This window comes from Geodermatophilus sp. SYSU D00879 (assembly GCF_054050375.1).
Genome location: NZ_JBJGZF010000002.1, coordinates 380,126 through 396,151, shown reverse-complemented (window position 1 = coordinate 396,151; position 16,026 = coordinate 380,126). Strand labels below are relative to the sequence as shown.

General features: G+C 73.5%; 12 protein-coding genes. 8 read left to right on the top strand and 4 right to left on the bottom strand.

From position 1 onward, the window contains the following. Positions 1-52: 52 nt before the first annotated feature. A complete protein-coding gene (locus ACI79B_RS05310; protein ID WP_456929422.1) occupies positions 53-853 on the bottom strand; it encodes a TIGR03089 family protein in 801 nt (266 codons plus the stop codon). 2 nt (positions 854-855) lie between these two features. Continuing rightward, the gene (locus tag ACI79B_RS05305) at positions 856-2,232 is read right to left on the bottom strand and encodes an LCP family protein (protein WP_456929421.1); all 1,377 of its coding nucleotides are present in this window, start codon (positions 2,230-2,232) and stop codon (positions 856-858) included. A gap of 523 nt (positions 2,233-2,755) precedes the next feature. Between ACI79B_RS05305 and ACI79B_RS05300 the strand changes: the two genes are divergently transcribed. The 6 genes from ACI79B_RS05300 to glfT1 all read left to right on the top strand — a co-directional run bounded on the left by ACI79B_RS05300 (position 2,756) and on the right by glfT1 (position 10,569). Continuing rightward, positions 2,756-4,069, top strand: a complete 1,314-nt coding sequence (locus ACI79B_RS05300; protein WP_456929420.1) for a glycosyltransferase family 2 protein — start codon at positions 2,756-2,758, stop codon at positions 4,067-4,069. Positions 4,070-4,166: 97 nt separating this feature from the next. Further along, on the top strand, positions 4,167-6,983 hold the full coding sequence (locus tag ACI79B_RS05295) for an N-acetylmuramoyl-L-alanine amidase (RefSeq protein WP_456929419.1): 2,817 nt from the start codon (positions 4,167-4,169) through the stop codon (positions 6,981-6,983). 104 nt (positions 6,984-7,087) lie between these two features. Continuing rightward, positions 7,088-7,966, top strand: coding sequence for a glycosyltransferase family 2 protein (locus ACI79B_RS05290; protein WP_456929418.1), 879 nt, complete (start codon positions 7,088-7,090; stop codon positions 7,964-7,966). A gap of 94 nt (positions 7,967-8,060) precedes the next feature. Next, entirely contained in the window at positions 8,061-8,894 is an 834-nt protein-coding gene (gene wzm, locus ACI79B_RS05285) for a galactan export ABC transporter permease subunit Wzm/RfbD (RefSeq protein WP_456929417.1), read from the top strand. Continuing rightward, a complete protein-coding gene (wzt, locus tag ACI79B_RS05280; protein WP_456929416.1) occupies positions 8,891-9,661 on the top strand; it encodes a galactan export ABC transporter ATP-binding subunit Wzt/RfbE in 771 nt (256 codons plus the stop codon). The genes wzm and wzt overlap by 4 nt, the downstream gene beginning before the upstream one ends. Continuing rightward, a complete protein-coding gene (glfT1, locus tag ACI79B_RS05275) occupies positions 9,658-10,569 on the top strand; it encodes a galactofuranosyltransferase GlfT1 (protein ID WP_456929415.1) in 912 nt (303 codons plus the stop codon). The genes wzt and glfT1 overlap by 4 nt, the downstream gene beginning before the upstream one ends. Before the next feature lie 81 nt (positions 10,570-10,650). On the opposite strand, the gene ACI79B_RS05270 is transcribed toward glfT1, so the two are convergent. Beyond that, positions 10,651-12,582, bottom strand: coding sequence for a glycosyltransferase (locus tag ACI79B_RS05270; RefSeq protein WP_456929414.1), 1,932 nt, complete (start codon positions 12,580-12,582; stop codon positions 10,651-10,653). 28 nt (positions 12,583-12,610) lie between these two features. Continuing rightward, on the bottom strand, positions 12,611-13,798 hold the full coding sequence (gene glf, locus ACI79B_RS05265; RefSeq protein ID WP_456929413.1) for a UDP-galactopyranose mutase: 1,188 nt from the start codon (positions 13,796-13,798) through the stop codon (positions 12,611-12,613). 162 nt (positions 13,799-13,960) lie between these two features. On the opposite strand from glf, the gene ACI79B_RS05260 reads away from it, so the two are divergent. Continuing rightward, complete coding sequence (locus ACI79B_RS05260) at positions 13,961-14,890, top strand: glycosyltransferase family 2 protein (protein ID WP_456929412.1); 930 nt, start codon at positions 13,961-13,963, stop codon at positions 14,888-14,890. Continuing rightward, on the top strand, positions 14,887-15,984 hold the full coding sequence (locus tag ACI79B_RS05255; RefSeq protein ID WP_456929411.1) for a mannose-1-phosphate guanylyltransferase: 1,098 nt from the start codon (positions 14,887-14,889) through the stop codon (positions 15,982-15,984). The genes ACI79B_RS05260 and ACI79B_RS05255 overlap by 4 nt, the downstream gene beginning before the upstream one ends. The last annotated feature ends 42 nt before the right edge of the window (positions 15,985-16,026 follow it).

The following is a 16,026-nucleotide window of genomic DNA, read 5'->3' as shown; positions in this document are numbered from 1 at the left end:
CAGGGTCGCGAGGGGAACGGGAGGGCGAGCCGTGCGGGGGAGTGCGGCACGCTCACGCCCCGGCGCCGAGCAGCCGGACCCCGTCGACCCGGCGGCCGAGGCTCGCCGTCACCCGCTCCTCGGCGGCGCGCCGGGGGAGGGTGCCCTCGTCGGGGTGGCGGACGAGCACCAGGGAGGCGCCCGCGGCCAGCGGCGCGAGCAGCCAGGCCACCGGGCCGGCCTCCGCCGCGGTCGCGTCGTCGACGAGGACACGGTCGCCGGCGACCAGCCCGAGCCGGTCGGCGAGTTCCCGGGCGGCGTCGACGAGACCGCCGAGGGTCAGCGTCAGGCCGCCGGCCAGGAGCCCGGGACGGGACGGCTCGGGCGGTGTGTACGGGGTGAACACGTCGCCGTGCGCGCGCACCTCGAGGGCGAAGTCGCGCGCCGGCCCGGCGTAGCCGGCCATGCCCAGGCCGAGCGGGTGCAGCGACAGGCCCAACAGGTCGGGGAGGTCCTGCTCCTCGAGGGCGGCGAGCCGGTCCTGGGCGGCGAGGACGACGTCGGCGGCGTCCAGGCTGCCGTCGTCCTCGACGGCGGTGTCGAGCACCGCGGCGCCGCAGCTCCACACCGCCAGCAGCACGGCGGCGGTCTGCCAGTGCACGGGCAGGGCGACCGCGACGGTGCTGCCCGGTCCGACGTCGAACTCGTCCTGCAGCAGGTTGGCCGTCTTGGCCACCCAGTTGGCCAGGGTGGCCGCCGACAGCTCCACCCGCTCGCCGGTGGCGTCGTCGTACGCCGTCACCAGGGGAGCGGCGGCGTCGCGGCGGAGGGCCGCTGCGAGCAGGTCGCCGGGCGTGACGGGCTGTGGGGACACGGTCAGTTGATACAGGAGGTGTCGGCCGCCGTCCGGGGCGGCTCCGCGGTCGCCGGCGACGCCGGCGCGGCCGGGGTGGTCGGCTCACCGACGCCGTTGAAGTCCGCGCCCAGGACCAGCTGGACGGTGCCGGAGGTGGCGTCGTCGGCGACCTCGGTGACGGCGCCGGGGACCTGCCCGGCGAGGGTGGCGGCCAGCGCCTCGTCGCCGGCGGCGTGCCGGATCGTCGTCCGCTCGTAGTCGCTGCTGTCGGCGTTGCCGGTGCTGGTCACCGGAAAGCCGGCCGTCTCGAGCGAGGACGCGGCGTCGGCGGCCAGGCCCGGGGTGCCCGAGCCGTTGTAGACCGCGACCGACACCTCGGCGGGCGCCACGGTGGCCGGCGCCGCCGGGGCCTCCGCCGCGGGTGCCTCGGGCTCGGCGGACAGCTCGGCGAAGAACTCGTGCAGCTCGTCCTCGTCCGCCAGCCGCAGGATCGAGCGGCCCTGCTCGTCGCGGTCGTCGCCGACGATCGGGATCGTCTGGAACTCGATGCTGCCGGCGGTCACCGACTGCATCTGCTGGGCGAGGTCGAGCAGGTCGAGGTCCTGGTCGATGGTCAGCGACTCCGAGGCCGCCTGGATCAGCTCGCGCTGCTTGCCCAGGTCCAGCAGGACGTCCTCGGACAGCATCTTGCGGAGCACGCCGCCGATGAACACCTGCTGGCGGACGATGCGGTCCAGGTCGCCGCGGGGGAGCCCGTGCCGCTGGCGGACGAACTCGAGCGCGTCCGCACCCGAGATGGTCTGCGGTCCGGCCGGGAAGACCGCGCCGGAGTAGGTGGAGTCGTCCACGGCCTCGCAGAGGTTGACGTCCACGCCGCCGACGACGCTGGTGAGGTTGAAGAAGCCGAGCAGGTCCACCTCGGCGTAGTGGTCGATCTGCAGGCCGGTGAGCTGGCTGATGGTCTGGACCAGCAGCTGTGCACCGCCGGCCTGCCGGTCGGCCTCGGGCGCGGCGTCGTCGACCTCGGCGTACCCGTAGGCGTAGGCGGCGTTGAGCTTGTCCATGCCGTAGCCGGGGATCTCCACGTAGGAGTCGCGCGGGAACGAGACGAACGACGCGCGCGACCCGTCGGCCGGGACGTGCACCAGGATCATCGTGTCGGTGTTGATCCCGGAGTCCTCGCCGGCGGTGAGCTCGGCGAGCTGCTCGGGGGTGAGGGCGGCGCGGCTGTCGTTGCCGACCAGCAGCAGGTTCATCGCCTCGGCGGCGTCCCCGGCGTCGGAGTTGCCGTCGTCCGGGATGGCGTCGGTGCGGTTGACCGTCGCCTCGGCGACCCGGCCCAGGTACCAGCCCCAGCCGCTCGCACCGAGCAGGACCACCGACAGGACGGCGGCCACGCCGCGGGCGACACCGGCGCCCCGGCGGCGGCGCGGCGCAGCGGTCCCGCGGTCGGCACGGCGCCCCGGGGCCTCGTCGACAGCCCGGGCGCGGGGGCGCGAGGGACGGCCGGCGCGCGGGTCGAGCCGCGCCGGGATGGGACGTCCCGGGGCTCCACCCTGCTCGTTGCGGTCTCGGGTCACACGACCGAGGTTAGGTGCGGCCGCAGTGCCCGGTGGCCGCGCGACACGGGGGAACGCTCCGTCTCGGGTCGCGGCTGCCCGTCGTGCACCTGCCGCCCGTCTGGTCGCGCACCACCTCACCCGCACCAGCCGTCACGGGCGGCACGTGCCGCCCGCGCCGCAGCGCCCGCAGCCGCCGTCTGGGATGCTGGGGTTCCCGGTCCCCGCCCGCCGTGGCGCGAGGCGCCCGTGTGGTTGCTGCGCCGGAGGGGGCGGGAACGCGCCGGACTTCCCCGTGTCGGTATCCCGGTGCGCCTACCTTGTCCCCCGGAAACCGCCGCACGAAGACAGGAGTCCACCGGTGCGTGCCCACGAGACCCTCCGGACCGCCGAGCCCGGGGCCGCCGCGTCGGCAGCCCACCTCGCCCCACCCCAGGTCGCTGGGGCGCCGCACGTCGCGGCCGCGACCCACGGGGACCCGGCGCCCACGGCCGCGCACGAGGACGTCGAGCTGTCGATCGTCATGCCCTGCCTCAACGAGGCGGAGACGCTGGCCACCTGCGTCCGCAAGGCGCGTGGCTACCTGGAGCGCAGCGGCGTGCGGGGTGAGGTCGTCATCGCCGACAACGGCAGCACCGACGGCTCGCAGGCCATCGCCGAGGCCGAGGGCGCCCGGGTCGTCCCGGTCGCGGAGAAGGGGTACGGCAACGCCCTCATGGGCGGCATCCGCGCCGCGCGCGGCCGCTACGTGGTGATGGGCGACGCCGACGACAGCTACGACTTCTCCGACCTCGGCGCCTTCCTCGAGGAGCTGCGCGGCGGCGCGGACCTCGTCATGGGCAACCGCTTCCAGGGCGGCATCGAGGACGGCGCCATGCCGCCGCTGCACCGCTACGTCGGCAACCCGGTCCTGTCGTTCATCGGCCGCCTGTTCTTCAAGGCCCGCGTGGGCGACTTCCACTGCGGCCTGCGCGGGTTCAACCGGCAGCGGCTGCTCGACCTCGACCTGCACACGACCGGCATGGAGTTCGCCAGCGAGGTCGTCGTCCGCTCGGTCCTCGCCGGGCACCGCGTCACCGAGGTCCCGACCACGCTGAGCAAGGACGGGCGCAGCCGGCCCCCGCACCTGCGCAGCTTCCGCGACGGGTGGCGGCACCTGCGCTTCCTGCTGCTGTTCGCGCCCCGGTGGCTGTTCCTCTTCCCCGGCTTCGTGCTCGCCGGCCTCGGCGCCCTCGCGACGCTGGTCCTGCTGGTCACCCCGGTGACGATCGGCTCGGCGACCTTCGACGTCGGCACGCTCGGCTACGCGGCGGCGGCGCTGCTCATCGGCAGCCAGGCCATCGCCTTCTGGCTGCTGACCAAGGTCTACGCCATCGAGGAGGGCTTCCTGCCGCCCGACCCGCGACTCACCCGGGTGCTGCAGCGCTTCACCCTGGAGGTCGGCCTGGTCGTCGGAGGCCTGCTGTTCCTCGTCGGGCTCGTGGCCGCCATCGTGTCGATCGTCCGGTGGGGTCAGGCCGATCTGGGCGCGCTCGACTACGGCCAGCAGGTGCGCACGGTGGTCCTGGCGATGGTCGGCTTCATCCTCGGCGCCCAGGTGGTCCTGAACAGCCTGTTCGTCTCCATCCTGGGCCTGCGCCGGAGCAACCGGCCGCGGGTGACCGAGATGGCCTGAGGCCCCGGAGGCAACGGCCTCGTCGCTTCGACTCAAGGCACCCTCTCCCTCCTGCCGATGGAGGGAGGGGGTGCCTTCGTCGTCCGGCCCCCGTCCGGTGTCCACCACCTCCCGGGAGGCCGTCCCCGTGCGCCGCTTCGTGGCCTGCTCGCTGCTGACCGTCACCGTGACGGGCACCGTCCTCGTGCTGCCGGTGTACGCGGCCCCCACCCCGGAGGCGGAACCGGTCACCACGTCGGTCGACGAGGTGCCGATGGGCTCGGTGGAGGATCCCGCCCCGCGCACGGAGGTGCAGGAGGGCACGACGGAGCCCGTCGCCGGGGTGGCCGAGGACACGCCGACGCTGACCGTGCGCCGCACCGGCGTGGACGAGTTCTCCCTGGTCGGCGTCACGTGGGCCCTCGACCCGGCGGTGACCGACACGCTGGTGCAGGTCCGCGTCCAGGACGCCGGCGGGGACTGGGGGGCGTGGACCGAGGTCACCGCCGAGACCGCCGACGCCGACGCCGGCGCGCGCTCCGGGGCCGGGCTGCGCGGCGGGACCAGCCCGCTGTGGACCGGCCCGAGCACCGGCGTCGAGGTGGAGCTGGTGACCCGCGCGGGCGCCGCGCCCACCGACGTGCAGCTGGACCTGGTCGACCCGGGGGAGTCCGAGGCCGACACCGCGCTGACCACGCCCGCCATCCAGGACACCGCCCAGGCCGCGCTGGCCATGCCGCCGGTGTACTCGCGGGCGCAGTGGGGGGCCGACGAGGGCATCCGCACCTGGGCCCCGCGCTACGCGGCCACGGTGAAGGCCGCGACGCTGCACCACACCGCGGACTCCAACGCCTACACCGCCGACGACGTGCCGGCGATCATGCGGTCGATCTACCGCTACCACACGGTCAGCCTCGGCTGGGGCGACATCGGCTACCACGTCGTCGTGGACAAGTTCGGCCGGCTGTGGGAGGGCCGGTACGGCGGGCTCGCCAGCGCCGTCGTCGCTGCGCACGCGGGGGGCTTCAACACCGGCACCTTCGGCGTCTCGATGCTCGGCAACCACGACACCGCCCCGGTGTCGCAGGCCACGGTCGACGCGGTGGCCGCCGTCGTGGCGTGGAAGTTCTCCCTCTACGGCATCGACCCGCGGGGCAGCGCCACGCTGACCTCGGAGGGCGGGGGGACGTCGCGCTACGCCCGCGGCACCTCGGTGACGCTGCCCACCCTGTTCGGGCACCGCGACGTCGGCAGCACCGCCTGCCCCGGCCGCTACGGCTACGCCCGGCTGCCGGAGATCCGCGACGCGGTGGCCGCGCGCATGAACGGCGCCCCGACCATCGAGGGCCGCTACGCGTCGGACCCGTCGGTCGCCTGGCTCGGCGCGCGCGTCGGCGCCCAGCAGACCTCCGGCGACGTGACCTGGCAGGTGTTCCAGAACGGACGCATGTACAGCTCCCCCTCCACCGGGGTGCACGCCGTGCGCAACGCCATCCTCGACCGCTACCTGGCGGCCGGCGGGCCGGCGGCCCTCGGTGCGCCGACCACCGACGAGATGCCCACCGCGGACGGGCGCGGCGCCTACACGCACTTCGCCCGCGGGTCGGTCTTCTGGTCGCCGTCCACCGGCGCGCAGGACGTCCGCAACGCGATCCGGGACCGCTGGGCCGCCCTCGGCTGGGAGCGCGGCGCGCTGGGGTACCCGACGTCCACGGAGCTGCCGACCGCCGACGGCTCCGGCCGGTACCAGCTGTTCCAGGGCGGGCGGGTGTACTGGTCGGCGGCCACCGGGGTGCACGAGGTGGTCAACGCGGTGCTGGGGGTGCACCAGCGGCTCGGCGGCATCTCGGGGCTGGGTTACCCGACGTCGGACGAGCTGCCCACTGCCGACGGGGTCGGGCGGGTGCAGCACTTCCAGACCGGATCGGTGCTGTGGTCCCCGGGCACCGGGGCGTTCGAGGTGCGCAACGGCATCCACGCCCGCTGGGCGGCCCTCGGCGCGGAGACCGGGGTGCTCGGCTACCCGACCTCGGGTGAGCTCCGCACGGCCGACGGCGCCGGCCGGTACCAGGTCTTCCAGGGCGGGCGGGTGTACTGGTCGGCGGCCACCGGGGTGCACGCGGTGGTCAACGCGGTGCTGGGGGTGCACCAGCGGCTCGGCGGCATCTCGGGGCTGGGCTACCCGACGTCGGACGAGCTGCCCACCGCCGACGGGGTGGGGCGGGTGCAGCACTTCCAGACCGGATCGGTGCTGTGGTCCCCGGGCACCGGGGCGTTCGAGGTGCGCAACGGCATCCACGCCCGCTGGGCGGCCCTCGGCGCGGAGGCCGGGGTGCTCGGCTACCCGACCTCGGGTGAGCTCCGCACGGCCGACGGCGCCGGCCGGTACCAGGTCTTCCAGGGCGGGCGGGTGTACTGGTCGGCGGCCACCGGGGTGCACGAGGTGGTCAACGCGGTGCTGGGGGTGCACCAGCGGCTCGGCGGCATCTCGGGGCTGGGCTACCCGACGTCGGACGAGCTGCCCACCGCCGACGGGGTGGGGCGGGTGCAGCAGTTCCAGACCGGGTCGGTGCTGTGGTCCCCGGGCACCGGGGCGTTCGAGGTGCGCAACGGCATCCACGCCCGCTGGGCGGCGCTCGGTGCCGAGGCCGGCGTGCTGGGGTACCCGGTGTCGGGGGAGCTGCCCACGGCCGACGGCGCCGGGCGCTACCAGCTGTTCCAGCGCGGCGCGGTGTTCTGGTCGCGGGCGACGGGCACGCACGAGGTCCTCGGCGGCATCTGGGCCACCTACCGGCAGCTGGGCGCGGACACCTCGTCGCTCGGTCTGCCGACGTCGGGCGAGACAGCGGTCGCCGCCGGATGGCGCAGCACCTTCGAGCACGGCTCGATCACGTGGGAGGCCGCCACCGGGCGGGTCACCGTCATCCGCCGGTGAGCCGCAGGGAGCGCCCGTGACGGACGAGCCGGGTGTGACCAGTCCGCCACACGACTCCCGCGGGTCGCCCGGGCACGGTCTCCCCGGCGGTTAGCCTCCTCGGCGTGAGTGTGGACATCCTGCTGCCCTACTACGGCGACGTGGCCCTCATGCAGGCGGCCGTCGAGAGCGTGCGTGCCCAGACCGTCCCGGACTGGCGGCTGCTCGTGGTCGACGACGGCACCCCGGTCGAGGGGATCGCCGAGTGGTTCGAGTCACTGCAGGACGAGCGCATCACCTACGAGCGCAACCAGCAGAACCTCGGCGCCAACCTCAACTACCAGAAGGCCCTGGGCCTGGCGACGGCCGACCGGATCGTGGTCATGGGCGCCGACGACGTCATGCTGCCCAACTACCTCGAGGTCGTCACCCGGGCGATGGCCGAGTTCCCCGAGGCCGCCATCGTGCAGCCCGGCGTCGAGGTTATCGACGAGCACGGCGAGGTCTACCTGCCGCTGGTCGACCGGGTGAAGAAGCTCATCAAGCTCGACGGCACCGGCCGGCGCGTGTACGGCGGCGAGCAGCTCGCCCGCAGCCTGCTGACCGGCAACTGGACGCTGTTCCCGTCACTGTGCTGGCGCACCGAGGCCGTCCGCCGGCACGGCTTCCGGCCGAACCTGCACGTGGTCCAGGACCTCGCGCTGATCCTCGACATCGTCAAGGACGGCGGCACGATGGTGGTCACCGACGAGGTGTGCTTCCAGTACCGCCGGCACTCCGCCTCGGACAGCTCGGTGAAGGCCATGCGCGGCCCGCGCTTCGACGAGGAGCGCGCCTACTTCCAGACCATGGCCCGGGAGATGGAGGAGCTCGGCTGGAAGCGCGCCGCCCGCGCCGCCCGGCTGCACCTGCTCTCCCGGCTGCACGCGGCCACGTACCTGCCGCTGGCGGTGAAGAAGCAGGACCGGGAGGCCGTGCGCGCGCTCACGCGGCACGCTCTCTGAGGGCAGTCCCCCCGACCTCCGCCGGCCGAGCCCCTCGGCCGGGCGGCACCGCGAGCCCGAGGCAGGGCTCCGCACGAAGGTAGCGTGGATCGACGTGGCACTCGCACAACCGGCCGGCCGGACGTACTCGGCGGCCGTGGCGGACCTCCGGCGCGGCTGGGAGCAGCGCACGCTGTGGGGGCACCTGGGCTGGCAGGACATCCGCCAGCGGTACCGGCGCTCGGTCCTCGGCCCGATCTGGATCACCATCAGCATGGCGGTCACCGCCGTGGCGCTCGGGATCCTGTACTCGGGGCTGTTCGACATCGAACTGGCCCGGTTCCTGCCGCACGTCCTCGTCGGGTTCATCGTCTGGAACTTCATCAGCGGTTGCATCACCGAGGGCTCCGAGGTCTTCATCGCCAACGAGGGGCTGATCAAGCACCTGCCGGCACCGCTGTCGGTGCACGTCTACCGCCTGGTCTGGCGGCAGACGCTGTTCTTCGCCCACAACATGATCGTCTACCTGGTCATGCTGCTGGTGTACCCGCAGCCGCTGAAGTGGACGGTGGTCTACGCCGTCCCGGCCTTCCTGCTGCTGGCCCTCAACGGCGCCTGGGTCGCGCTCGCCGCCGGCGTCATCACCGCCCGGTTCCGCGACATCCTGCCCATCACGCAGAGCGTCGTGCAGCTGGCGTTCTTCCTGACGCCGATCGTCTGGATCTACGACGAGCTCGTGAACAGCCCGAACCCCGCGATCGCCGAGCGGGCCCGCCTGGCCGAGTTCAACCCCTTCCTGCACTTCGTGGAGATCATCCGCCGTCCGCTGCTGGGCCAGGACCAGCTGATGCGGTACTGGGTGGTCGTCCTCGCCATCACGGTGGCCGGCTGGGCGCTGACGATGTTCGTCCTGCGCCGCTACCGGTCCCGCGTCTCCTACTGGGTGTGAGCGTGTCCCACAGCATCGACGGTCAGATCGGCATCACGACCAAGGACGCCTGCGTCGACTTCCCGATCTTCGACGCGAAGAGCAGGTCCCTGAAGAAGACCGTCATGGGTCTCGTGGGCGGCAACATCGACAGCGACGCCAAGGTCCCGGTCATCGAGGCGCTCCGGGACATCACCGTCACCCTCGAGCACGGCGCCCGGGTCGGCCTCGTCGGCCACAACGGCGCCGGGAAGTCCACTCTGCTGCGGCTGCTGTCGGGCATCTACGAGCCGACCCGCGGCATCGCCGAGGTCCGCGGCCGGGTCGCGCCGGTGTTCGACCTCGGCGTCGGCATGGACCCGGAGATCTCCGGCCTCGAGAACATCATGATCCGCGGCCTGTTCCTCGGGATGACCCGCAAGCAGATGCAGGACCGGGTCGACGACATCGCCGACTTCACCGAGCTCGGCGACTTCCTGCACATGCCGCTGCGCACCTACTCCACCGGCATGCGGGTGCGGCTCGCCCTCGGTGTGGTCACCAGCATCGACCCCGAGATCCTGCTGCTCGACGAGGGCATCGGCGCGGTCGACGCCGCCTTCCTCGAGAAGTCCAAGCAGCGGCTGGTGGAGCTCGTCGAGCGCTCGGGCCTGCTGGTGTTCGCCTCGCACTCCGACGAGTTCCTCCGCGAGCTGTGCGACACCGCCATCTGGATGGAGCACGGGCGGATCAAGCGGCAGGGCGACCTGGACGAGGTGCTGCGGGCCTACAAGGGCCTGCCCGCGTGACCACTCCCGTCCCGGCGCCGGGCGAGTGCGTCGTCGCCGTCGTGGTGACCCGGCACCGGCGCGAGCTGCTCGCCGAGAGCCTGGCCGCGCTGGCGTCGCAGACCCGCCGCGTCGACCACGTCGTCGTCGTGGACAACGGTCCGGACGAGTCGGCCGCCGACGTCGTCGCGGCCAGCGGGCTGCCGGCCACCCACCTGCCCAGCCGGCGCAACCTCGGCGGCGCCGGCGGCTTCGCCTACGGAATGCTGCACGCCCTCGCGATGGGCGCGGACTGGGTCTGGTGCGCCGACGACGACGGCCGGCCGGCCGACGAGAGGGTGCTCGCCACGCTCCTCGACGCCGCGCAGCGCCACGGCCTGGCCGAGGTCAGCCCACTGGTCACCGACCTGGCCGACCCCGACCGGCTGGCCTTCCCGCTGCGCCGGGGCCTGCGCTGGCGACGGCACCGCAGCGACTTCGCGGGCCTGGACCTGCTGCCGGGCTACGCCTCGCTGTTCAACGGCGCGCTCTTCCGCGCCGAGGCGCTCGACGTCGTCGGTGTCCCGGACTACCGGCTGTTCTTCCGCGGGGACGAGACCGAGATCCACCGGCGGCTGCTGCGCGCGGGCCTGCCCTTCGGCACCTGCCCGCAGGCTGCCTACCTGCATCCCGAGGGCACGACGGAGTTCGCGCCCATCCTCGGTGGACGGCTGTCGGCGCAGTACCCGGCGAACGACGTCAAGCGCTACTTCACCTACCGCAACCGCGGCTACCTGATGGCCCAGCCCGGCATGCGCTGGCTGCGGCCGCTGGAGACGGTCCGGTTCGGCTGGTTCTTCCTGGTGTCCCGCCGGGACCTCGCGGGCTGGCGCGAGTGGCGGCGGCTGACCCGCGCCGGCCGGCAGGAGCAGCTCACCCGGCCCGGCTGAGGCCCGCGACCGGCGCCACGACGACGAACGGCCCGCCGCCCCCTCCCGGGGGCGGCGGGCCGTTCGTCGTCGGTCCGGCGCTCAGCCGTGGAAGACCTTCTCCCACGCCTGCGGGCTGGTCAGCTCCGGCAGCGCCTGGCGGTACGCCCGGCGCAGCGCCGGGAAGCGGCGGTAGATCTGCCACTCCAGCGCGACGGAGCGCTTGAGCAGGCTCCAGAACAGCCGCGGGTCCCGGCGGCGGTAGGTGACGCCGCGGCCGTCGGCGGTGCCGACCGTCGCCGAGTCCAGCCGGGCCAGGAGGAACCAGCGGGCGTCCTGCGCGGCCACGTTGAGCTGCGGCTTGTTCTCGTCGCCCTTGGCCGGGAACAGGTTGTGTGCCAGGGCGCCGGCCAGGGTGCGGCTGATGGTCACCGGGTTGGTCGGCGGCTTGAGCATCCGCTCGGCCTTGACCGGGCTCATCGTGGGCAGCGGCAGGTCGTTGGTGCTCTTGAGCACCCGGCCGTCGTCGAAGCCGCTCTGCTGCGCGCGCACCTCCGGCAGCGCCGTCGGGAGCAGCTCGTAGAGCCGGTCCGGGCCGGCGAGGAAGTCCTCGTAGGCCCGCTGGTGCAGCGCCGTGGCCGAGTACTGCAGCATGATCAGGTACTTCAGGTCCCACTTGAACAGGTCGCGCAGCAGCGACCCGCCGCGCCGGTGGGGGCTCTGCAGCGCGGCCACGATCAGACGGTTGCGCCAGTGGAAGTAGGCCTGCCAGTCGGCGGTGTCGTCCTTGTCGCTCCAGGAGAGGTGCCAGATGGCGACACCCGGCAGCGTCACGGTCGGGTAGCCGGCCTGGGCGGCGCGCAGGCCGTACTCGGCGTCGTCCCACTTGATGAAGACCGGTAGCGGCAGCCCGATCTCCTCGGCCACCTGCCGGGGGATCAGGCACATCCACCAGCCGTTGTAGTCGACGTCGATCCGCCGGTGCAGCGCCGTCGACTCGCGCAGGTTCGTCTTGCTGAAGTCGTGCCCGTAGTAGGTGTTCGGGGCGTTGCGCCAGAAGAACTTCTCGCGCTCGACGACCTCACCCATGCTGTGCAGGACCGACCGGTCCTGCAGGGCGAGCATCTGTCCGCCGACCAGGGTCGGGTGCGTCGTGTACTGGGCGAAGGTGACCGCCCGGGCCACGCTGTCGGGCTCGATGAGGATGTCGTCGTCGAGGAAGACGTGGTGGGTGGCGTCGGTCGCCGTCAGCATCTCGTGCATCGTGCGGGCGAAGCCGCCGCTGCCACCGAGGTTGCCCTGCTCGAGGACCCGCAGCCGCTCGCCGAGGGCCGCGGCCACACCCGGGAAGCGCGGGGCGTCGACGACCTTCTTGTTGCCCTGGTCGGCCACGATCACGTGGCTGACCTTCTCCATGACGACGGGGTCGGCCGACAGCGCCTCCAGCGCGGCGACGCAGTCGACCGGGCGGTTGAAGGTGCAGATGCCGACCGACAGGCGCGCCTCGCGCAGCGGCGGGGTGGCGGCGTACCAGCCGGCGTTGCTGACCGACACGTCGTCGTCGGCGGTGACGTCGAACCAGTACCAGCCGCCGTCGCCGAACGGGGCCAGCTCGAGCTCGAACTCCAGCGGGCCGGTGGTGCCGTCGGTGGCCGCGCCGGTGACGTGCATGACGTCGCCGTTGGCCTTCGACCGGTAGACGTCGATGCGGCAACGGGCGTCGACCTCGATGCGCAGGATCACGTGCTCCAGCGACGTCCAGCGCCGCCAGTAGCTGGCCGGGAAGGCGTTGAAGTAGGTCGCGAACGACAGCTCCCGGCCGGCCTGCACGGTGGCCGTGCTGCGGTCGGGGCACTTCGCGCGGCCCGACGTCTCGTCCAGGTAGAGGCTGCGCACCTTGAGCGGGTCACCCTGGCGCGGCATGAGGCAGCGCTGCAGCAGCGTCGTCGCCCGGCCGGCGGCCAGCTCGCTGGTGACGGGCTCGCTGACCCGCTCCGGGGAGCTCGGGCTGTTCTCGATCGGGGTGGTGGTCACCGGGTAGTCCTCAGTGTCGGGGCCGCGGTCAGTCGTCGAGGCGGCCGTCGAGCGAGCCGCCCTCGTCGAAGAAGGGGCGGATGCGGTTGTCGAACATGCTCAGTGCCGAGCCGATCGCCATGTGCATGTCCAGGTACTTGTAGGTGCCCAGCCGGCCGCCGAAGAGCACCCGCTTCTCCGCGGCCTCCTGCTTGGCCAGCTCGCGGTAGCGCTCCAGCTTGGCGCGGTCCTCGGGCGTGTTGATCGGGTAGTACGGCTCGTCGCCGGTCTGCGCGAAGCGCGAGTACTCGCGGACCACGACCGTCTTGTCGGCCGGGTAGTCCCGCTCGGGGTGGAAGTGCCGGAACTCGTGGATGCGGGTGAACGGCACGTCCTCGTCGGCGTAGTTCATGACCGAGGTGCCCTGGAAGTCACCGATCGGCAGGACCTCGGTCTCGAAGTCCAGGGTGCGCCAGCCGAGCTCGCCGGCCTCGTAGTCGAAGTACTTGTCGATCGGGCCGGTGAAGACCGTCGGCACGTCGGCGGGCAGCTCGTCGCGGACGTCGAACCAGTCGGTCGACAGCCGCACCTCGATGTTCGGGTGGTCGGCCATCTTCTGCAGCCACGCCGTGTAGCCGTCCTTCGGCAGGCCCTCGTACGTGTCGTTGAAGTACCGGTTGTCGAAGGTGTAGCGGACCGGCAGGCGGGCGATGACCGCGGCCGGGAGCTCGGTGGGGTCGGTCTGCCACTGCTTCTTGGTGTAGCCGCGGATGAACGCCTCGTACAGGGGGCGGCCGATCAGGGAGACCGCCTTCTCCTCGAGGTTCTGCGCGTCGGCGGTGTCGATCTCACCGGCCTGCTCCGCCACCAGGGCACGGGCCTCGGAGGGGGAGTAGCTGCGCTCGAAGTACTGGCAGATCGTGGCCAGGTTGATCGGCAGCGAGTAGGTCTTCCCCTGGTAGATGGAGTAGACCTTGTGCTGGTAGCCGGTGAACTCGGTGAACTGGTTGACGTACCGCCAGACCCGTTCGTTGGACGTGTGGAACAGGTGCGCGCCGTACCGGTGGATCTCGATCCCGGTCTCGGGCTCGGGTTCTGAGTAGGCGTTGCCCCCGATGTGGTCGCGGCGGTCGAGGACGAGCACGCGCTTGTCCAACTGGCTGGCCACCCGCTCGGCGACGGTCAGACCGAAGAAGCCGGAGCCGACGACGACGAGGTCAGGTCTCGCTGAGGTCACGCCTGGCGACTGTACCGGCGGGGGTCCGGCGGCTCGGGCCGTCGACGGGGTCCGGCACGGCTTTTCGTGACGGGCCCGTCCCCCTCGCCCCACCGGCCACACGCGGCCCGCCGCGTCCCGGTGGCCCGCGTCGACCCGGGACCCGCCTCCTACAGTCGGGCCGTGCCCGGCTCCCCCGACGTCCTCCCGCTGCGCGTGGTGGCCGTCACCTACTCGCCCGGCGAGGCCCTCGAGGGCTTCGTCACCTCCCTGGCGAAGGCGACGACCCGGCCCGTCGAGGTGGTGCTCGCCGACAACGGGTCCACCGACGGCGTCCCGGAGCGGGTGGCCGCCGAGCACCCGCACGTGCGGCTGCTGCGCACCGGCGGGAACGTCGGCTACGGCGCGGCGGTCAACGCCGGCCTGGCCGGGGCCGCGGGCCGGTACGCGCTGGTGGCCAACCCCGACGTCCGCTTCGAGCCGGGGTCGGTCGACGAGCTGCTCGCCGTCGCCGCCCGCTGGCCGCGTGCGGCCACCGTCGGCCCGGCCATCCGCACCCCCGAGGGCGAGCTCTACCCGTCGGCGCGGGAGCTGCCGCGGCTGTCCACCGGCGCCGGGCACGCGCTGCTGGGGTGGGCGTGGCCGGGCAACCCGTGGACCGCGCGCTACCGCCGGGAGCGCGAGGCACCGCGCGAGCGCACCGCCGGCTGGCTGTCGGGCTCGTGCTTCCTCGTCGACCTCGAGGCATTCCGAGCGGTGGGCGGCTTCGACCCCGGCTACTTCATGTACTTCGAGGACGTCGACCTCGGCGAGCGGCTCGGGCGCGCCGGGTACCTGCACGTCTACGCGCCGAGCGCCGTCGTCGTCCACGAGGGTGGGCACGCCACCCGCCGCGAGCCGCACCGCATGCAGCGGGTGCACCACACCAGCGCGCTGCGCTACCTGTCCGGCCAGTACCCCGGCCCCCGGCACGCCCCGCTGCGGGCCGCGCTCCGGGCCGGCCTCGGCGGCCGGATGCTCCTGTCCTACGTCAGCGGGCGGGTGGCCGCCGGGGCCCGCTTCCAGCGCCGCGCCGACGACGTCGGCCGGACCCGCCGGGGAGGCGCGGCATGAGGCACGCGGTGATCATGGCCGGGGGCTCCGGCACGCGGCTGTGGCCGCTGTCCCGCTCCGCCCGGCCCAAGCAGCTGCTCGACGTCCTCCAGGACGGGGACGGCGGCGCGCACAGCCTGCTGGCCGAGGCCTTCACCCGGCTGGAGGCGGTGCTGCCGGCCGAGCGGATCTGGGTGTGCACCGCGGCCCGCTACGGAGCCCAGGTGCGGGCAGCCCTGCCGCGGCTGCGGCCGGACCGGCTGGTGCTCGAGCCGGTCGCCCGCGACACCGCCAACGCCGTCGGCCTGGCCGCCGCCCTGGTCGCCGAGGCCGACCCGGACGCCGAGCTCGCCGTCGTCAGCGCCGACCACGTGATCCGCCCGGTCGAGCGGTTCGCCGCCACGCTGACCACCGCCTTCGACGCGCTGGCCGCGCGGCCGCGGGCGCTGGTCACCCTCGGCATCACGCCGACCGCCCCGGCGACCGGCTTCGGCTACGTCCGCCGCGGCGCGCCCACCGAGGTGCCCGGGGTCGCCGAGGCCGCCGCGTTCAAGGAGAAGCCCGACCGCGCCACCGCCGAGGCCTACCTGGCGTCGGGGGAGTACCTGTGGAACTCCGGCATGTTCGTCTGGCGGGCCCGCACCGTGCTCGACGCGCTGGCCGACCACCTGCCGGCGTCCGCGGAGGGGCTGGCCCGGATCGTGGCCGCGCCGGCCGGGGCCGAGCGCGACGCCGTCCTCGCCGAGGTGTTCCCGACGCTGCCGAGGACCAGCGTCGACTACGCCGTCCTCGAGCCCGCGGCCACCGAGCCCGGCCGGGTGCTGGTCGCCGACCTCGACGTCGAGTGGCTCGACGTCGGCTCGTGGCCGGCGCTGGCGCAGACGCTGGCCGCCGCCGACGGCAACGCCGTGGGCGGGCTCGCGGTGACCCTCGACAGCGCGGGCAACATCGTCTTCAGCGACGACCCGGAGCACCTCGTGGCGCTGGTCGGGGTCCGCGACAGCGTCGTCGTGGCCACCGCCGACGTCACGATGGTCTGCCCGGTGTCCGACGCCGAGCGGGTCAAGCAGCTGCTGTCGGCCGTCGAGGAGCGGCACGGTGCACGCTTCAGCTAGGGGAGGACCCTCCTGCTCCCCACCGCTCGCGGGCCCGTGGCG